Origin of the sequence: Janthinobacterium paucivorans, assembly GCF_051380805.1 — a bacterium.
GTDB classification, from domain to species: domain Bacteria; phylum Pseudomonadota; class Gammaproteobacteria; order Burkholderiales; family Burkholderiaceae_D; genus Janthinobacterium; species Janthinobacterium lividum_D.
The window spans coordinates 88,035-106,669 of sequence record NZ_JBNYXR010000003.1; the positions used below are offsets into that span (position 1 = coordinate 88,035).

The window sequence follows — 18,635 nt, forward strand, 5'->3', positions numbered from 1 at the left end:
ATCCGCTCGCTACGGCTCCTGAGGCAACAAGACTGATCGGTAATCTTTGTGCCGGCTGTTGCCGGCCTGAGTTTCTTTGACAGGCTGGAGAAATGCGCTTGCTACTAAGTTGGTTTATCAATGCGGCAGCCCTGTTTGCCGTTCCTTACCTGATGCACTCGGTGACGGTGAGCAGCGGCTGGACCGCCCTGCTGGCCGCTGCCGTGCTGGGACTGGTCAATGCGCTGATCCGCCCCCTGCTGATCTTGCTGACCCTGCCCGTGACATTTTTGTCCCTGGGCCTGTTCATCCTGATCATCAATGGCTTCATGTTTTGGCTGGTGGCGCAGATGATCGGCGGTTTCCATGTCGCCAGTTTCTGGTCTGCCGTCGGCGGTGCCATTCTGTACAGCATCATTTCCTGGGCCTTGTCGACCTTACTTTTGAGTAATGACGATGGAAAAGCATAATTTCAGTATTGAGTTTTTCCCGCCGAAAACCCCGGAAGGGGCGGAAAAGCTGCGCGCCACGCGTACCAAGTTGTCTCAATTGCAGCCGAAGTACTTCTCGGTGACGTTCGGTGCCGGTGGCACCACGCAGCAGGGTACGCTCGACACCGTGCGCGAGATCCTGGCGGCCGGCGAACAAGCTGCGCCTCATCTGTCTTGCGTCGGCGGCTCGCGCGAATCGATCCGCGCCGTGCTGGCCGACTTCAAGGCGGCCGGCGTGAGCCGCATCGTGGCCCTGCGCGGCGACTTGCCCAGTGGCTACGGTGCCTCGGGTGAGTTCCGCTACGCCAACGAACTGGTGGAATTCATTCGCGCCGAGACGGGCGAGCATTTCCACATCGAAGTGGCGGCCTATCCGGAAGTGCACCCGCAAGCCCGTTCGCCACAGGACGACTTGAATGCGTTTGCGCGCAAGGTGCAGGCCGGTGCCGATGCGGCCATCACCCAGTACTTCTACAATGCCGACGCGTATTTCCAGTTTGTCGAGCAGACGCAGAAGATGGGTATCAACGTGCCTATCGTGGCCGGCATCATGCCGATCACGAATTACACGCAGCTGATGCGCTTTTCGGACATGTGCGGTGCGGAAATTCCACGCTGGGTGCGTCTGAAACTGGCCAGCTTCGGCGATGACAGCGCGTCCATCAAGGCCTTTGGGCTGGACGTGGTGACGGCCCTGTGCGAGCGTTTGCTGGAAGGCGGCGCGCCAGGCTTGCACTTCTACAGCATGAACCAGGCCGCGCCCACGACCGCACTCTGGCAGCGCCTGGTGAAGTAAACCGTACTGATTGAGTTATAGCAGATCGCCCTCGGTCATGATGTGATCGAGGGCGATGTCGTATTCGCCGTCGGGAAAACTGGCCGCCAGGCAGGCATAGGCGATGCCCAGCGTGCGTGGACGCGGCGTGGTCGCCAGGGTACGGTCGTAATAGCCGCCGCCATAGCCGAGCCGAAAACGCTCGCCATTGAATCCCAGGCAAGGCACTAGCACAGTGGCTGGCGCCGGGCCCAGGCGCAACTGGGCCGGTACGGCCACGCCCATGCCATCCTTGAGCATCGCTTCACCGGGTGTCCAGGCAGAAAAGGCCAGCGGTGCATGCTGTGCCAGCACTACCGGCAAGCATAATTTTACGCCGCGCGCGGCCAGCTGCGCATAGGCGGGGTGCAAGTCCGGCTCGCCGTGCAGTGGCCAGTACACGCCCAGTTCTCCGATGTTTTCCTGCGCGCACCAGTCGAGCAGACGCTGCGCAATGGCCGCATCCCACCCGGCGCGCGTGGCGACGGGCAGGGCGCGCCGGGCTGCCAGCAGAGCCTTGCGCAAGCGCGCTTTGTCGTGTGGCGCAATGGGTGGCCGCGCAGCCGGATCGCATGTTATTCTAGGGTCGCTATTCATATCACCATCAAGTTAAGATTGAGAGCCGTACATTGATTTCCCCACTGAAATGGATTGCCGGCACGATGCTGTGTGTTGCATCGGCCTTGTCTCCCCTGGCCGCCCTGGCCCAGGTATCGGCCAGCGTCGCTCCTGCCGCACCCGATACGCGCAGCGAGGACGATGCCTTCCTGCTGCTGCGCGACGCCGCGCGCAAGGATGACGCCGAAAAAGCCGATTTTTATGCGGGACGCCTGACGAATTACCAGATTGCTGCCTATGTTGATTATTATCGGCTGAAACCGCGCATCAAACAGCTGACCGAAGCGCAATTTCGCGATTACCTGAATCGCTACAAGGGCAGCGCCATCGCCGACCGTTTCCGCAACGACTGGCTGCTGGAGCTGGGCCGCAAGCGCGACTGGGTCGTGTTTGACGAGCAATACCCGCAATTCGCTCTCGACGATGATACCCAACTCAAATGCTATGCGCTGCTGTCGCGCGCCGCCAAGGGGCAGAACGTGGCGCCCGAGGCGCGCAATCTGCTGCTGTCACCGCCTGGTTATGGCGAAGCGTGCGGCAGCCTGATCGCCGTATTGGCGCAAAATGGACAATTTGATGCCAATGAGCTGTGGGCGCAGATCCGCCTGGCGGGCCAGACGAATGCCACCGGCCCGGCGCGCCGCATCGCGCTGCTGCTGGGCGCGTCCGATGCGAAGATGGCGCAAGCGATCGACTTGCCCGCGCTGACGCTGGCCAAGGGCCCGGGCCCCAGCCGTGCCGAGCATGAAATGTACCTGGTCGCCATCGGCCGCATGGCGAAAAGCACCTTGAAACTGGGCGTCGTGGCCCTGCAAAAGGCCAGCGGACAACTGACGCCGCAAGAGCAGGCCATCGGCTGGGCCAACCTGGCCTTGCAGGCATCGTATGCGCTGGCGCCGGAAGCGTTTGAATATTGGCAAAAATCGAATGGCGCACCGCTGACTCTGGAGCAGATGCAATGGAAAACGCGCATTGCCTTGCGCGAAAGCAATTGGCCCATGGTGAAATCGACGATTCAAGCCATGCCCGCCTCCCTGCGCACGGACCCCACCTGGGTCTACTGGCTGGCGCGCGCGCTGCAGACGGAAACGCCGGGCCGTGCGAACACGCAGGCCGATACCCTGTATCGCGCGATTGCCGAGCAGTCGAATTTCTACGGCTTGCTGGCCAATGAAGAGCTGGGTAACCATCTGTTGTTGCCGCCGCCGGGCCAGCCTGTCAGTCCTGCGGAAATCGCCGCCATGGCGGCCAATCCGGGCTTGCAGCGCGCCTTGAAGTTTTTCAATATGCGCTTGCGCTTCGAAGGCACGCGCGAGTGGAACTGGGAATTACGTTCGATGACGGATCGGCAACATCTGGCGGCGGCGGAATTTGCGCGCCAGAACAATGTGCTCGACCGCATGGTCAACACCTCGGACCGCACGCGCCTGGAAGTGGACTATACGCAGCGCTATCCGACGCCGCATGACGACGTCATGCACCCGGTCACGCAAACCCTGGGTCTGGATAAAGCCTTGGTGTATGGCTTGATTCGTCAGGAATCGCGCTTCATCATGGATGCGCAGTCGCATGTGGGCGCCTCCGGCTTGATGCAGGTAATGCCATCGACGGCCCGCTACGTGGCCAAGAAAATCGGCCTTACCGATTTCGTCACGGAAACCTTGAGCGATGTGCGCACCAACGTCTTGCTGGGCACGAATTACCTGAACATGGTGCTCGGCGGCCTCGACGGTTCGCAAGTGCTGGCCAGCGCCGCCTACAATGCCGGGCCGGGACGCTTGCGCATCTGGCGCGCCAGCATGACGCGTCCGCTGGAAGGCGCCATCTTTGCCGAAACGATTCCGTACACGGAAACGCGCGGCTATGTGAAAAACGTGATGGCCAACGCCACTTACTATGCGGCTCTGTTCGACAAGCGCCCGCAATCGCTGAAGGCGCGCCTGGGCACCGTGGGACCGAAAAACAGCGCCATCGCAGCCGATTTGCCTTGAACCACACCTTTGATACCCGACCATGCAAACGACTATCCTCGATCCTAGCCTGACGCAAACCCTGGCCGCCGCGCGCGCGCCGGGCCTGACCCTGATCATCGGCAACAAGAATTACTCGTCCTGGTCGATGCGCCCGTGGGTGGCCATGACAGCGTTCGGCATTGCGTTCCAGGAAGTGCGCGTGCTGCTCGACCAGAGCGACACGGCGACGAAAATTGCCGAGTATTCGGCCTGCGGCCGCGTGCCCGTGCTGCTGGCGGGAGAAATGACGATTTGGGATAGCCTGGCCATTTGCGAATACCTGGCCGAGCAGTTTCCTGACAAGCAGCTGTGGCCGCAAGACGTGGCCGCGCGTGCCATGGCGCGCTGTATCTGCGCGGAAATGCATTCCGGTTTTGCCGGCTTGCGCACCGATATGTCGATGAATATCCGTGCGCAGTTGCCGGGACGGGGCCGCACCGCCGCGGCGCAGGCCGACATAGGCCGCCTCAGCGAAATCTGGGAAGAGTGTTTATCGCGCTTTGGCCACCACCAGTTCCTGTTTGGCGAGTTTTCCATCGCCGATGCGTATTTTGCCCCTGTCGTGATGCGTTTCCGCACGTATGGCGTGTCGCTGGCGCCGGCGCTGAACGCCTATTGCGAGCGCGTGCGGGCGCACCCGGCCGTCGCGCGCTGGATCACGGAAGCGCTGGCGGAGACGGAAGTTGCTGCCAAGCACGACGCGCAATTACCCGATTAAAGAGAAGTTGATGATGAAGATATACACGGTCGGTGGCGCGGTGCGCGACCAACTGCTGGGCTTGCCCGTGAAAGACCACGACCATGTCGTCGTGGGCGCCACGCCGGAAGACATGCTGCGCCAAGGTTTTCGGCCCGTCGGCAAGGATTTCCCCGTTTTTTTGCATCCGAAGACGCAGGAAGAGTATGCCTTGGCCCGCACGGAGCGCAAGACGGCCCCCGGCTACCGGGGCTTTGTCTTCCATACGGCGCCCGACGTCACGCTGGAAGACGACCTGGTGCGGCGCGATCTCACCATCAACGCCATCGCCATGGCCGAGGATGGCAGCCTGACCGACCCGTTCGGCGGTATGCACGATATCAAGAATAAAGTCTTTCGCCACGTCTCCGAGGCATTTGGCGAAGACCCCGTGCGCATCTTGCGCCTGGCCCGCTTTGCCGCCCGTTTCGACGCCTTTACGGTGGCACCGGCCACCCTGGCCCTGATGCGCCAGATGGTGGCGGATGGTGAAGTCGATGCCCTGGTGGCCGAGCGCGTATGGCAGGAGGTGGCCAAGGGCTTGATGGAAAGCCATCCTTCGCGCATGTTGACGGTGCTGCATGAGTGCGGCGCGCTGGCGCGCATCATGGGGGAAATTGCACTCAGCGAGCGCTTGCTGAAGGTAATCGATTATGCCGCCGCGCAAGGTGTTGAATTGCCAGTGCGCTACGCCGTCTTGATGCTGCATGTGAGCAAGGCTGCCATCGAGCAGCTGAGTGAGCGCCTGCGCGTGCCCAATGAGTGCCGCGAACTGGCCGTCATGGCGGCGCGCGAACGCGACAATATCAACGCTGCGCTGGACTTGAGTGCTGCAGCCAGCGTCGCCTTCTGCGAACGCTGCGATGGCTTGCGCAAGCCGCAGCGCTTTGCGCAACTGCTGCAAGCGGTGGCTTGCGATGGGCTGGTCAGCGGCGACTTTACGCCGGCGGCACGGCTGCAGGGCGCGCTGGATGCGGCGCGTGGCGTCAACGCGGGCGCGCTGGCGCAAGCCTGCGCGCAGCCGAAACGCATCCCCGAAGTGATCCACGAAGCGCGGGTAGTCGCCGTGCAAGCATTCCTGGCCCAGGCTTGAGGGGCGGGAATAGGCTACAATAACGCCATAATGTTGCACCGCACAATATCGGCCTGACGTGCCGCAGCACCGTCCCCAGGAGTCGTCGTGACCTTACCCAAGCTGTTCCAAAATCTGTTTCGCCGCTGGCGCAATCGTAGCGGCGGCGCGCGCCCGAGCGTGCTGGTCAAGCAGTTGCATGAGCGCGACCGGCGCCGCATGATGAAGCATTTCCTGTCGCTGGAGAAAAGTGACCGCCTGCTGCGCTTCGGCAGCGCCTTGCCCGATGAACTGGTGGCGCAGTACGTGCAGAAGATGGATTTCTCGCGCGACATGATTTATGGCGTCTATAACAGCTTGTTCAAACTGGTGGGCGTGGGGCATCTGGCGTTCGCGCCGAAGGACAAGTCGCCGGCGAAAAGCGTCGTCACGGACAAGGAGCAGGTGGCCGAGTTTGGCGTATCGGTGTCGAAATCCATGCGCGGCATGGGGGTGGGCTCGAAATTGTTCGAGCGGGCGGCTATCCACTGCCGTAACAACGATGTCGATACCCTGTACATGCATTGTCTGTCATCGAACAAGACGATGATGCATATCGCCAAGAAGGCGGGCATGGAAATCCAGCGCGACTATGGCGAAGCCGATGCTTATTTGAAATTATTGCCGCCGAACCCATCGAGCATGCTGCAGGAAGCCGTGCAGGAGCAGTTCGCCATGTTCGACTATACGTTCAAGGCCAACGCGCGCGCTGCGTATAAGCTGTTCGAGCGCTTGCCGGGGCGCAAGAAGCCAGTGCCGCCCGCATCTGCGCCGCCAGCCGACTGATTACAGCAGCGGCAGCGCCGTCGTATCCTTGATGCGCTGCAAGGCAAAGCTTGATTTGACGTCCAGCACGGCCGGGTGGCGCAGCAGGGTCGCCATCATGAAGCGCGAAAAATGCTCCATGTCTTCCACGTGCACGCGCAGCAGATAATCCATTTCCCCCGTCATCGCATAGCAGGCCAGCACTTCCGGCCATTGCGCCACCGCCACGGCAAAGTCGGCACGTGGCGAGGTATGCGTGACCAGATTGGGCGCCAGCACGCGCGCCGTGCTGTGGGCAGTGTCGCCGCTGTGCTTTTCCAGCCGCACATTGACGTAGGCCAGCAAGCCCAGGCCGATCTTTTCCGGGTCCAGCAGGGCCACATATTGGCGGATGACGCCTGCTTCTTCCAGCCGTTTGACGCGGCGCAAGCATGGCGACGGCGACAGGCTGACCTGTTCGGCTACATCCTGATTCGACAGGCGGCCATCGGCCTGCAAGACCGCAAGGATCTTGCGGTCCGTTTTATCCAACGTAATTTTGCTCATGCTTCCTCCGGTGGTTCTCGTTCCACGCAATATTATTGCGCAAATCATGGTTGTTCGGGAGATCTTTGGCATTTAATGCCCGTGACCCACGCCTATACTGTGCTTTACTTTTTGGAGGAGACATCATGCAATTTCAGCCTTGGGATAACCCGATGGGTACCGATGGTTTCGAGTTCGTCGAGTATGCAGCACCAGACCCAAAAGCATTGGGCAAGCTGTTCGAGAACATGGGCTTCACGGCCATCGCGCGCCATCGCCACAAGGATGTGACCCTGTACCGTCAGGGCGACATCAATTTCATCATCAATGCCGAACAAGATTCGTTCGCGCAGCGTTTTGCTCGCCATCACGGCCCGTCCGTGTGCGCCATCGCCATCCGCGTCGACGACGCCGCCTTTGTGTACCGGCGCGCGCTGGAACTGGGGGCCTGGGGCTTCGACAATAAAACCGGACCGATGGAATTGAATATCCCCGCCATCAAGGGCGTGGGCGATTCGCTGCTGTACTTCGTCGACCGCTGGCGCGGCAAGGGTGCGGACAAGGAAGGCGCGGCTGCACCGGGCGGCATCGGCGACATCAGCATCTATGACGTCGACTTCGTCGCCATCCCAGGTGCCGTCGCCAATCCTGTCGGCCACGGCCTGACGTATATCGATCACCTGACGCACAATGTGCACCGTGGCCGCATGAAGGAATGGGCCAGCTTCTATGAAAGCCTGTTCAACTTCCGCGAAGTGCGCTATTTCGACATCGAAGGCAAGCTGACGGGCCTCAAATCCAAGGCCATGACTTCGCCCTGCGGCAAGATCCGCATTCCGATCAACGAATCGTCGGACGACAAGTCGCAGATCGCCGAATACCTGGACCAGTACCACGGCGAAGGTATCCAGCACATTGCCCTGGGAACGGACGATATCTACGCGTCCGTGCAAGGCCTGCGCGATACGGATATCGTTTTCCAGGACACGATTGAAACTTACTATGAGCTGGTTAACCGCCGCCTGCCGAACCACGGCGAGCAACTGGAAGAACTGCGCCGCCTGCGTATCTTGATCGACGGCCACAGCACGGAAACGGAACGCGAATTGCTGCTGCAGATTTTCACGCAGACGGTGATCGGCCCGATCTTTTTTGAGATTATCCAGCGCAAGGGCGACCAGGGCTTCGGCGAAGGCAATTTCCGCGCGCTGTTCGAGTCGATCGAGCTGGACCAGATCAAGCGCGGCGTGCTGACCCCGGCACTGCGCTGATCTGACCAAAAGTAACAAAAAATGTATCCCCACGGTAGTGCAGCGCAGCAAAGAATTGCGCGCATTCCTGTGGTAGTCTATAAAAAACAAGTCATTTTTCCGCACCGGGACGCTCACAAAGCGCCACCGGTACGTGTGAGTTCAACCGACTTTGCACGCGTAGCACAGAGAATAATGGAGACAAGTAATGAATGCACCAATCAAGGGCTCGAGTCTTGAGCCGGGCGCGCACGCGTCCGAGATTTCCCTGAACGACAAATACACCCTGCAGCGTGGCCGCGCCTTCATGACGGGGACGCAAGCGCTGATTCGCCTGCCCATGCTGCAGCGTGAGCGCGACCTGAAGGCGGGCCTCAATACGGCCGGCTATATCACCGGTTACCGCGGCTCGCCCGTGACGTCCGTCGACATGACGGCGGTCAAGGCCAAGAAATACCTCGATGAACACCATGTCAAATTCCACCCGGGCCTGAACGAAGACTTGGCCGCTACGGCCGTCTGGGGCACGCAGCAAACGAATCTGTTCGAAGACGCAAAGTATGACGGCGTGTTCGGCATGTGGTACGGCAAGGGCCCTGGCGTCGACCGCTGCGGCGACGTGTTCAAGCACGCCAATAACGCCGGTTCTGCCAAGCATGGCGGCGTGCTGGTGCTGGCCGGCGACGACCATGCAGCCAAATCCTCGTCCACGGCGCACCAGTCCGACCATATCCTGAACGCCTGCGGCATCCCCGTGCTGTACCCGTCGTCGGTGCAGGAATACATCGATTATGGCTTGCACGCCTGGGCCATGAGCCGCTACACGGGCCTGTGGGTATCGATGAAATGCGTGACCGACATCATCGAGTCGGGCGCCGCCGTCGATTTTGACCCGGATCGCGTGCAGATCACCTTGCCGCTTGACTTCGAGATGCCGGCCGGTGGCTTGAACATCCGCTGGCCCGACACGGTGCTGGAACAAGAAGTGCGCATGAATAGCTATAAATGGTATGCGGCGCTGGCGTATGCGCGTGCCAACAAGCTCAATAAAATCATCTGGGACAGCCCAAAGGCGCGCATCGGCATCATCACGGCCGGTAAATCCTACCTCGACACGCGCCAGGCGCTGGCCGACCTGGGCATCGATGAGCAGACGGCGTCCGACATCGGCATCCGCCTGTACAAGATCGGCATGACCTGGCCGCTGGAAGCGGACGGCGTGCATGAATTTGCCAAGGGTCTCGATGAAATCCTCGTGGTGGAAGAAAAGCGCCAAATCCTCGAGTACGCGCTCAAGGAAGAGTTGTACAACCTGAAAGATGGCGAGCGTCCGCGCGTGGTCGGCAAGTTCGATGACACGGGCGAATGGAGCAACCAGAAGGGCACGGGACACGGCGACTGGCTGCTGCCGGCCACGTATGAGCTGAACCCGGCCATGATCGCGCGTGCGATTGCCAGCCGCATTTCGCGCTACTACGCCGGTCATCCGGTGGAGCAGCGCGTGAAGGAGCGCATCGCCTACCTGGAAGCGAAAGAAAACGTCCTCAAGGCCATCAGCGTCAAACCCGATCCGCAAAAAGACCGCACGCCGTTCTTCTGCTCCGGTTGTCCGCACAACAGCTCGACCAAGGTGCCGGAAGGTTCGCGCGCGCTGGCCGGCATCGGCTGCCACTACATGGTGCTGTGGATGGACCGCGAGACGTCGACGTTTACCCATATGGGTGCCGAAGGCGTCACCTGGGTCGGGCAAGCGCCGTTCACGAATGAAAAGCACGTGTTTACCAACCTTGGTGATGGCACGTATTTCCACTCGGGCATCCTGGCCATCCGCGCCGCCGTCTCGGCCAAGGTGAATATCACCTACAAGATTCTGTTCAACGATGCGGTGGCCATGACGGGCGGCCAGGAATTCGACGGTCCGCTGTCGCCGGCCATCATTTCGCGCCAGATCGCCGCCGAAGGCGTCGGTCCCATCATCGTCGTCACAGACGAACCGGAAAAATACCCGAAAGATTACGCCTGGGCGGAAGGCGTCACCGTGCGCCACCGTTCGGAACTGATGGACGTGCAGCGCGAACTGCGCGACTTGCCCGGCGTATCAGCCATGATCTACGACCAGACCTGCGCCTCGGAAAAACGCCGCCGCCGCAAACGCAATGAATACCCGGACCCAGCCAAGCGCGCCGTCATCAACGACGCCGTCTGCGAAGGTTGCGGCGACTGCTCCGTGCAATCGAACTGCCTGTCGGTGGAGCCGCTGGAAACGGAACTGGGGCGCAAGCGCCAGATCAACCAGTCGTCCTGCAACAAGGATTTCTCTTGTACGACGGGCTTTTGTCCAAGTTTCGTGACGGTGGAAGGCGGCGGCTTGAAAAAGCCGAAAAAAGCGGCCAGCGCCGACAAGGACGCACCGGCAGTGCCAGCCTTGCCGACACCAAGCATTCCCTCGACGGCGCAACCGTTTGGCATCTTGGTGACCGGCATCGGCGGCACGGGCGTGGTCACCGTTGGCCAGATCCTGGCCATGGCGGCGCATGTGGAAGGCAAGGGCTGTTCCGTGCTCGACATGAGCGGCCTGGCGCAAAAGGGCGGCCCCGTGATGTCGCACGTGCGCCTGGCGGACCGCCAGGAAGACATCCACTCGACGCGCGTTGGCACCGGTGCGGCCGATCTGGTGATCGGTTGCGATTTGATCGTCACGGCCAGCCGCGACGCCTTGTCGCGCATGGGGGAGGGACGCAGCTGGGCCATGATCAATTCGACCAGTTCGTCGACGGCCGCCTTCGTGAAAAACCCGGACTGGCAATTCCCCGGCGCTTCCGCGCGCATGGAAATTGAAAAGGCCTGCGGCAGCGACCACGTCGACTTCATCGACGCGGGCCAGATCGCCACGGCGCTGATGGGCGACTCGATCGCGACGAATATGTTCATGCTCGGTTATGCCTGGCAAAAGGGTAAAGTGCCGCTCACCGAAGCGTCGATCATGAAGGCGATCGACTTGAACAACGTCTCGGTGGCGTTCAACAAGGCCGCCTTCAACTGGGGCCGCGCCGGCGCCCATGATACGGCCAGCCTGGTGCGCATGACGACACCGGCGAAAGTGGTGGAATTCAAGCGCATCGACACGCTTGACGACATCATCGAAAAACGTGTGGTCCTGCTGACGGCCTATCAGGACCGCGCATATGCGCAGCAGTACCTGGACTTCGTCGCTCAGGTACGCGCCGCCGAAAGTGCCCTGAATGGCCCGCAGCTGCGCCTGACGGAAGCCGTGGCCCGTTATTTCTACAAGCTGATGGCCTACAAGGACGAGTACGAAGTGGCGCGTCTGTACTCGGACGGCGCCTTCCAGGCGAAGATCGCCGCCATGTTCGAAGGCGACATCAAGCTCAAGTTTCACCTGGCGCCACCGATCATGGCGAAAACGGATAGCCAGGGCCATTTGGTCAAGAAGGAATTTGGCCCGTGGATGATGAAGGCCTTCGGCGTGCTAGCCAAGTTCAAGGGCTTGCGCGGCACGGCCTTCGACGTGTTCGGCCATACGGCCGAGCGCAAGATGGAGCGCGCGCTGATTCTTGAGTACCGCACGACGGTCGCTGCTTTGCTGCCGAAACTGACGACGGCCAAGCTGGCGCAAGCGGTGGCCATTGCCAGCATCCCGGAAGACATCCGCGGCTATGGCCATGTGAAGGAGCGTCATTTGAAGGCGGCGAAAGAGAAGGAAGCGAGTTTGCTGCTGGCCTTCAATGCGCCAACGCCGCTGCCGCCAGTCGTCACAGCGCCTGTGGCGGCCAGCGTGGCGTGATGGCGTGATGGTGAGCGAGTGATGCTGTAGTAATGGCGCCTGCGGGCGCCATTTTTTGTATCAAAGAAAACAAGGTCTGTTTCTAAAACGCATTATAATTTTTAGATAATTTCTTTTTGGAAAGTTTATCATGCGTTCCCTGCGTTTTTCCGCACTGGCTGTGCCCTTTGCTTATCCTCTTTCTCTGTCGCTGGCATTGCTGTTGAGTGCCTGCGGCGGTGGTGGCGCCAGCAGCAACGATAGTGTGGCCGTCGTCCCTCCCGTGACGCCGACCGGGCCGGCGGCGCTGGTCCCTTCGTTCACGGTCGCGTACCGCTGCGAGGCGCCGCGCAGCGGCAGCAGCATCGATATGCAGGGTACCTTGCTCGATGAAAAGACGTGGGTGCGCAGCTGGATCGACGAAACCTATCTGTGGTACCGCGAAGTGCCGAGCACGTACCAGCCGCAAAGCTTCGCCACGCCCGTCGCGTATTTTGACGTACTGAAAACCACGGCCACGACGGCGTCCGGCAAGCCCAAGGACCAGTTCCATTTCAGCTTGCCGACGGCCGAGTGGGAGGCGGCGCAGAATGGCGTTGAACTGGGCTACGGCATGCTGCTGGCCGTGACGCGCAAAGCGCCACCACGCCAGGCGGTGGTCTCGATCGTCGAACCGGGTTCGCCGGCGGCCTTGATGGGTTTGCAGCGGGGCGACCTGCTGCAAACCATCGATGGCGTCGATTTCATCTACGCCGCCGATACTGCCAGCATGAATATCATTAACGCGGGACTGTTCCCCAAGGCGCAAGGCACGCACACGCTGGGCTTGAGCCGCAACGGGACGCCCATTTCCGTGAGCCTGACGGCGGTGGAAGTGAGCACCAGCGCGGTGCAGAACGAGCGCATCATCGACACGCCTACGGGCAAGGTTGGCTATCTGACCTTCAATACCCACAACAATGTCGCCGAGCGCCAACTAGTCGAGACCATGCGCCGCTTCCAGGCGGCCGGCATCAGTGACCTGGTGCTCGATGTGCGCTACAACGGCGGCGGCTATCTGGATATCGCCAGCGAGCTCGCTTACATGATTGCAGGTCCGCAAGCGACCACCGGCAAGACCTTCGAGCAGTTGCTCTTCAATGACAAGACCAAGCCGCAAGCGCCCGTGCCATTCCATACGCAAAGCCTGGGCTTCCCGGCCCCGAATCGCCTCGCCCAGGGCACGCCCTTGCCCTCCCTGGGCTTGAAGCGCGTGACCTTGCTCACTACCAGCAATACCTGTTCCGCCAGTGAAGCCATCATCAACGGCTTGCGCGGCGTCGACGTGCAAGTGAATCTGATCGGCGGCACGACGTGCGGCAAGCCCTATGGCTTTTATCCTGCGGCCAATTGCGGCACCACCTATTTCGCCGTACAGTTCCAGGGCGTCAACGCCAAGGGCTTTGGCGACTTTGCCGATGGCATCGCGCCGACCTGCGACGTGACGGACGATTACCAGCACCAGCTGGGCGACCCTGCCGAAGGCATGCTGGCGGCAGCGCTGCGCTACCGCAGCAGCGATAGTTGCGTCCCGGCCACGGGCGCCACCAGGCTATCGAGTGCCATCGAGAGTCCGTTTGACACGGTGACACGCCTGCTGCGCCCGGCCTACAAGGAAATTGCCATCCTGCGCCGTTAAAGCGCAGGCTTTTGCCAGGTCCTGAGGGAGGGGCTTGGCGTTTTCCTGCTCATTGATTGTTTTATATAACAATTTTAATATATTGAAAGGCGAATCCATTCGTTCTGTAATTGCTGGCATCTTGATATCTTTCGCTTTCTCCCTAACCTTGAGAAGCGCAAAGATGGCTAAACCATTCAAGTTACCACCGCTCAGCGTAGCCGTACTGGCCATCCTGGGCGGCACCGCATGGCAGGCGCACGCGCAAACGCAAGCGCCCGCAGCGTATCAGCAGGCAGCGGTGACCCCGCCAGCCGTCGTCGTCACCGGTTCGCGCATTCCCCGCGCCAGTCTGGAAGGCCCGTCTTCGGTCACCATCCTGACCGGCGATGAAATCACCAAGCAAGGTTACAAGAACGTCTTCGACGCGCTGACCAACCAGGTGCAGAACAGCGGCTTTACGCAGGGCGAAGATTTCGGCAATACCTTCACGCCGTCGGCCAATACCATCAGCCTGCGCGGCCTGGGGCCGAACCACACCTTGATACTGCTCAATGGCCGCCGCCTGGCCGACTTCCCCATCGCCTATGAAGGCACGGTCAACTTCACCAACCTGGCGAATATTCCGTCCAGCATTGTCGATCGCATCGAGATCCTCAACGGCGGCGCTTCGGCCATCTATGGCTCGGACGCGATCGCCGGCGTGGTCAACGTCATCCTGAAAAAGCAGACCGAAGGTTTTGATATCAACGTCAAGGCGGGCGGCACCACGCGCGGCGGCGCCGGCAACCAGCGCGTGCAGCTGACGGGCGGCGCTAATTTCGACAAGCTGCATACCCTGTTCAGCGTGGAGCTGAGCCAGCGTGATCCGCTGTCGAGCCTGCAGCGCGACTTCATGGCCACCCGCTCGGGGACGCCGACCAATATCGCGTCGCGTCGCGTGGTGCAAGCGGGCACCTCCGGCACTTATGTGGACTTGGGCGACACCTGCAAGCAGTTCGGCGACCTGTTCGGCGCCAGCGTCGTCAAGTACCAGGCGAAGAACGGCAGCTATTGCGCCAGCCCGAAAGTAGGCCCCACTTACTGGACCACGCAAACCAAGAACCGCAGCCAGAACGTGTTCGGCAGCGCCAACTACGCGCTGTCGCCGGAAACGACTCTGTTCGCCGACCTCTTGATCGGCAAGAACTCGACCGAGAACAACACGCGCGGCCCGACGTGGACCTCGTCGTCGACGGGCAGCAGCTATTTCCGTAACCAGAGTAGCAATCGCTACGAAGCGTGGACGCGCTATATGTCGCCCGAGGAAATGGGCGGCGTGGAGCGTTACAACCGCCAGTGGGACGACCTGGCCACCGCCATCTCGCTGGGCGCCAAGGGCCGCATTCCCGGCACGTCATCGTGGCAGTATGAAGCCAATTACAACGCCTCGGTGTACAAGAGCGAAAGCCACACGCCACGCGCGCTGGCCAATATCGACAGCTTCTTCCTGGGGCCGAAACTGGGCACCGACGCTGCCGGCGTGCCGATCTACGCACCGGACCCGGCCCGCTTGTCGCGCCGCCTGACGGCGGCCGAATTCGACAGCATCACGGGCAATGCCAATAGCGATGACAAGGCCTGGACGAATACCCTGAGCCTGGCCACCAATGGCGACCTGTTCCAGTTGCCCGCTGGCGTGGCAAAGATCGCCAGCATTGCCGAAGTGGGCAAGCAGGGCTTCAGCAATGTGCCCGATGCGCGCCTGAACGACGGTTACTTCAACGTCGCCACCAGGTCCGACATTACGGCTGGCACGCGTACCCGCTATGCGCTGGGCGCGGAAGTGAACCTGCCGTTGCATGAAAAGCTGATCGCTACCCTGGCTGGCCGTTATGACCGCTACAGCTTTGCCGGCCGCCATGAGGGCAAGTTCACCTACAACGGCGGCCTGGAACTGCGTCCCGCGCCTGAGCTGCTGTTACGCGCCAACTACGCCACCAGCTTCCGCGCGCCGGACATGAACTATATCTACAAGGCGCGCGGCACCGGTTACTATTCAAGCACCACCGATTACTACCGCTGCGGCGCCGCAGGTCAGAGCATCGACAAGTGCGAATTTGCGAACAAGTCGCCGGGCGCAGACTATGTGCAGAACGGCAGCCGCGATCTGCAATCGGAAAAAGGCAAGTCCTTCGGCGTGGGTGCCGTCTGGTCGCCAAGTTCCAATTTCGACGTCTCCATCGATTACTGGAACATCTTGATCGACGACCTGGTGACGAATCTGAGCGCGGACAAGATACTGCGCGACGAAGCGGACTGCCGCCTGGGCAAGCTCGATGTCGCTTCGCCTACCTGCGTCGATACCCTGGGCCGCGTCGCGCGTTTCGCGGCCACTGCCCTGAACCGCGCCGGCGAGATCAGGACCATCACCGTCAATCCGATCAATGCGGCCAAGCAGAGCAGTAGTGGCATCGACATCAGCGTGAAGTATTTGCTGCGTACGGCGAACTATGGGCGCTTCGCCTTCAAGGCCAATTACGCCAAGGTACTGAGCAATAAATCGCAGCAATTTGTCGGCGACGAAGAGATCGACGAGCTCAAATCGCTCAACAACTCGGATTGGCGCGACAAGCTCAATCTGAGCGTCAACTGGGGCGCAGGGGATTGGTCGAATACCTTGCTGGTCAGCCGCTACAGCAAGATCCCTAACGCCGCCGGCAAGGCCTACCTGACGCCGACGGCGCTGGCCAACATCAGCAGCGTGTATCGCATCAACGACCGCGCCACCGTTTCGCTGATCGTCAACAATGTGTTCGACAAGATCAAGCGCGACGATAGCGGCGGCTGGCCGTACTATCCGGTGGGCAGCTACAGCCCGCAGGGCCGCCAGGGATGGGTCGAATTTAACTATCACTTCGGCTCGTGACATCACGCCACGGTTTCTGGCATAACATCGGCCAAAGGCCAGCATAAAAAATAAACCGGAACAGCGCATGCTGTTCCGGTTTTTTCATTTCCAGCGCGGTTATTGCGTGGCCACGCCTCTATAATTGCCCGCTTGTCCCTCTTGATGGAGCTAGCCCGATGCTACGCCATGTCCTGCTGTCCGCCGCCGTGTTTTCCCTATTTTCTGTCAACGCGCATGCCGCACGCGATACGCGGCAGTTTTCCCTCAAGACGGTGGCCGAGTACTCGGCTTTCCAGCAGACGGGCCGCTACGCGGAAGTCGAAGCCTTGTGCCAGCGCTTCCAGGAGCACTATCCGAAACAGGTGCGTTGCTTTGAATTTGGCCGCACGCCGGAAGGACGGCGCATGCTGGCGCTGGCCGTTTCCAACACAGGCGCGCTGACGCCGGAAGCGGCCACGCTGCGCAAGGTCCCGGTGCTGCTGGTGCAGGGCGGTATCCATGCGGGCGAAATCGATGGCAAGGATGCCGGCTTCCTGGCCCTGCGCGAAGTCTTGGAAGGCAAGGCCGCCAGCGGCGCGCTGGACAAGCAGGTGCTGTTGTTCGTGCCCGTGTTTAATGTCGATGGCCATGAGCGTTTCGGAGCCTGGAACCGCCCGAACCAGCGCGGGCCGCAGGAAATGGGTTGGCGCAGCACGGCGCAAAATTTCAATTTGAACCGCGACTACATGAAGGCCGATTCGGCCGAGATGCAGCACATGCTGGCGCTGGTCAATGCCTGGGATCCGCTCGCTTACGTGGATTTGCACGTGACGGACGGCGCCCAGTTCGAACCCGCCATCTCGATCCAGGTCGAACCCGCGCACGCGGGCGATGCCGGCTTGCGCCTGGCGGGGACGGCGCTGCGCGACGGCGTGCTGGCCGACCTGGCAAAGCAGGGCACCGATCCGAAGCCGTTCTATATGTCGTTTGCCGAAGAAGACAATCCCCTCTCGGGTTTTGTCGATACGACGCCGAACCCGCGCTTCTCGCACGGTTATTTCCTGTTGCGTAACCGTTTCGGCGTGCTGGTGGAAACCCATTCGTGGAAGGATTATCCGACCCGCGTGCGCATCACGCGCAACACCATCGTCTCGCTGCTGTCGCAAGTGGCACAGCACGGCGCGCAGTGGCGGCAAGTGGCGTTCGAGGCCGATGCGCGCGCCGCGCAACTGGCCGGCAGCACCCTGGCGCTCACGTATAAAACCACGGACAAGAGCCGCATGATCGCGTTTCGCGGCTATGCCTACACGCGCACGCCGTCCGAAGTGTCGGGCGCGCTGATGACGCGCTATGACGAAAAGACGCCGCAAGTGTGGAACGTGCCGCTGCGCGACGAGATCGTGCCCGATCTGCAAATGGCCGCGCCGAAAGCCGGCTACCTGGTGCCCGCCGCGCAGGTGCCGATGGTGGCGGCCAAGTTGCGCCAGCATGGCGTTGCCTACCAAGTGCTGGGCACCGCGCCGGGCAAGCTGCCGGTCGAAACCTTCCGCGCCACACAAGTGAAGTTTGGCGCGCAATCGTTCGAAGGACGCCAGACGGTGGCGCTACAAGGCGAGTGGAAAAAAGAGCAGCGCGTGGTCGATGCGGGCGTGCTGTACGTGCCCGTCAACCAGCCGAAGGCGCGCCTGGTGGTGGCGCTGTTCGAGCCGCGCGCGCCCGACTCGCTGCTGGCCTGGGGCAGCTTCAACACGGCGTTCGAGCGTAAGGAATACATGGAAGACTATGTGGCCGAGGATGTGGCGCGCGCGCAGCTGGCGGCCGACCCGGCGCTGGCGGCGCAATTCCGGCAGAAGCTGGCCAGCGATCCCGCGTTTGCAAACAATGCGCATGCGCGCCTGGAGTTTTTCGCCCGCCGCCACCCCTCGTGGGATGAGCGCTTGAACCTGTATCCGGTCATGCGCGTCGATGTGGCGCCCGTCGGCTTCATGGATTTACCACGCCCGTGACGACTGTGACGGCCGTTG

Annotated in this window: 13 protein-coding genes; 11 read left to right on the forward strand and 2 right to left on the reverse strand. The window is 61.2% G+C overall.

What is annotated here, in order from left to right:
- The first annotated feature begins 92 nt into the window (after nucleotides 1-92).
- A complete protein-coding gene (locus tag ACQ4V8_RS04995) occupies nucleotides 93-449 on the forward strand; it encodes a phage holin family protein (protein WP_010394234.1) in 357 nt (118 codons plus the stop codon).
- Complete coding sequence (gene metF, locus ACQ4V8_RS05000; protein ID WP_010394235.1) at nucleotides 436-1,266, forward strand: methylenetetrahydrofolate reductase [NAD(P)H]; 831 nt, start codon at nucleotides 436-438, stop codon at nucleotides 1,264-1,266. Before ACQ4V8_RS04995 ends, metF begins: the two co-directional genes overlap by 14 nt.
- Before the next feature lie 15 nt (nucleotides 1,267-1,281).
- On the opposite strand, the gene ACQ4V8_RS05005 is transcribed toward metF, so the two are convergent.
- Complete coding sequence (locus tag ACQ4V8_RS05005) at nucleotides 1,282-1,881, reverse strand: 5-formyltetrahydrofolate cyclo-ligase (RefSeq protein ID WP_080570571.1); 600 nt, start codon at nucleotides 1,879-1,881, stop codon at nucleotides 1,282-1,284.
- Nucleotides 1,882-1,913: 32 nt separating this feature from the next.
- Here ACQ4V8_RS05005 and ACQ4V8_RS05010 point away from each other — a divergent pair, with 32 nt between their 5' ends.
- The 4 genes from ACQ4V8_RS05010 (at nucleotide 1,914) to ACQ4V8_RS05025 (ending at nucleotide 6,547) form a co-directional block, all read left to right on the forward strand.
- Entirely contained in the window at nucleotides 1,914-3,893 is a 1,980-nt protein-coding gene (locus ACQ4V8_RS05010) for a lytic transglycosylase domain-containing protein (RefSeq protein ID WP_436571016.1), read from the forward strand.
- A gap of 22 nt (nucleotides 3,894-3,915) precedes the next feature.
- Entirely contained in the window at nucleotides 3,916-4,632 is a 717-nt protein-coding gene (locus ACQ4V8_RS05015) for a glutathione S-transferase family protein (protein WP_010394242.1), read from the forward strand.
- 13 nt (nucleotides 4,633-4,645) lie between these two features.
- Nucleotides 4,646-5,743: a tRNA nucleotidyltransferase/poly(A) polymerase-related protein gene (locus tag ACQ4V8_RS05020; RefSeq protein ID WP_436571080.1), complete on the forward strand. Its 1,098-nt coding sequence runs from the start codon at nucleotides 4,646-4,648 to the stop codon at nucleotides 5,741-5,743.
- 87 nt (nucleotides 5,744-5,830) lie between these two features.
- On the forward strand, nucleotides 5,831-6,547 hold the full coding sequence (locus tag ACQ4V8_RS05025) for a GNAT family N-acetyltransferase (protein WP_010394247.1): 717 nt from the start codon (nucleotides 5,831-5,833) through the stop codon (nucleotides 6,545-6,547).
- Here ACQ4V8_RS05025 and ACQ4V8_RS05030 read toward each other — a convergent pair whose 3' ends face one another.
- Nucleotides 6,548-7,072: an Lrp/AsnC family transcriptional regulator gene (locus tag ACQ4V8_RS05030; RefSeq protein WP_010394249.1), complete on the reverse strand. Its 525-nt coding sequence runs from the start codon at nucleotides 7,070-7,072 to the stop codon at nucleotides 6,548-6,550. It abuts the gene before it with no gap.
- A gap of 125 nt (nucleotides 7,073-7,197) precedes the next feature.
- On the opposite strand from ACQ4V8_RS05030, the gene hppD reads away from it, so the two are divergent.
- From hppD to ACQ4V8_RS05055, 5 genes are all read left to right on the forward strand, one after another.
- Nucleotides 7,198-8,322, forward strand: a complete 1,125-nt coding sequence (hppD, locus tag ACQ4V8_RS05035) for a 4-hydroxyphenylpyruvate dioxygenase (RefSeq protein ID WP_436571017.1) — start codon at nucleotides 7,198-7,200, stop codon at nucleotides 8,320-8,322.
- A gap of 187 nt (nucleotides 8,323-8,509) precedes the next feature.
- On the forward strand, nucleotides 8,510-12,106 hold the full coding sequence (locus ACQ4V8_RS05040; RefSeq protein WP_010394255.1) for an indolepyruvate ferredoxin oxidoreductase family protein: 3,597 nt from the start codon (nucleotides 8,510-8,512) through the stop codon (nucleotides 12,104-12,106).
- Between the two features lie 130 nt (nucleotides 12,107-12,236).
- Nucleotides 12,237-13,763: a S41 family peptidase gene (locus tag ACQ4V8_RS05045; RefSeq protein ID WP_436571018.1), complete on the forward strand. Its 1,527-nt coding sequence runs from the start codon at nucleotides 12,237-12,239 to the stop codon at nucleotides 13,761-13,763.
- A gap of 163 nt (nucleotides 13,764-13,926) precedes the next feature.
- The gene (locus ACQ4V8_RS05050; RefSeq protein WP_436571019.1) at nucleotides 13,927-16,650 is read left to right on the forward strand and encodes a TonB-dependent receptor plug domain-containing protein; all 2,724 of its coding nucleotides are present in this window, start codon (nucleotides 13,927-13,929) and stop codon (nucleotides 16,648-16,650) included.
- Between the two features lie 158 nt (nucleotides 16,651-16,808).
- Nucleotides 16,809-18,617: a M14 family metallopeptidase gene (locus tag ACQ4V8_RS05055; RefSeq protein WP_436571020.1), complete on the forward strand. Its 1,809-nt coding sequence runs from the start codon at nucleotides 16,809-16,811 to the stop codon at nucleotides 18,615-18,617.
- Nucleotides 18,618-18,635: the final 18 nt, after the last annotated feature.

Coding starts and splice junctions, on each gene's coding strand:
- ACQ4V8_RS04995 (WP_010394234.1), top strand. CDS start 93: ATGCGCTTGCTACTAAGTTGGTTTATCAATGCGGCAGCCCTGTTTGCC.
- metF (WP_010394235.1), top strand. CDS start 436: ATGGAAAAGCATAATTTCAGTATTGAGTTTTTCCCGCCGAAAACCCCG.
- ACQ4V8_RS05005 (WP_080570571.1), bottom strand. CDS start 1,881: ATGAATAGCGACCCTAGAATAACATGCGATCCGGCTGCGCGGCCACCC.
- ACQ4V8_RS05015 (WP_010394242.1), top strand. CDS start 3,916: ATGCAAACGACTATCCTCGATCCTAGCCTGACGCAAACCCTGGCCGCC.
- ACQ4V8_RS05020 (WP_436571080.1), top strand. CDS start 4,646: ATGAAGATATACACGGTCGGTGGCGCGGTGCGCGACCAACTGCTGGGC.
- ACQ4V8_RS05030 (WP_010394249.1), bottom strand. CDS start 7,072: ATGAGCAAAATTACGTTGGATAAAACGGACCGCAAGATCCTTGCGGTC.
- hppD (WP_436571017.1), top strand. CDS start 7,198: ATGCAATTTCAGCCTTGGGATAACCCGATGGGTACCGATGGTTTCGAG.
- ACQ4V8_RS05040 (WP_010394255.1), top strand. CDS start 8,510: ATGAATGCACCAATCAAGGGCTCGAGTCTTGAGCCGGGCGCGCACGCG.
- ACQ4V8_RS05045 (WP_436571018.1), top strand. CDS start 12,237: ATGCGTTCCCTGCGTTTTTCCGCACTGGCTGTGCCCTTTGCTTATCCT.
- ACQ4V8_RS05050 (WP_436571019.1), top strand. CDS start 13,927: ATGGCTAAACCATTCAAGTTACCACCGCTCAGCGTAGCCGTACTGGCC.
- ACQ4V8_RS05055 (WP_436571020.1), top strand. CDS start 16,809: ATGCTACGCCATGTCCTGCTGTCCGCCGCCGTGTTTTCCCTATTTTCT.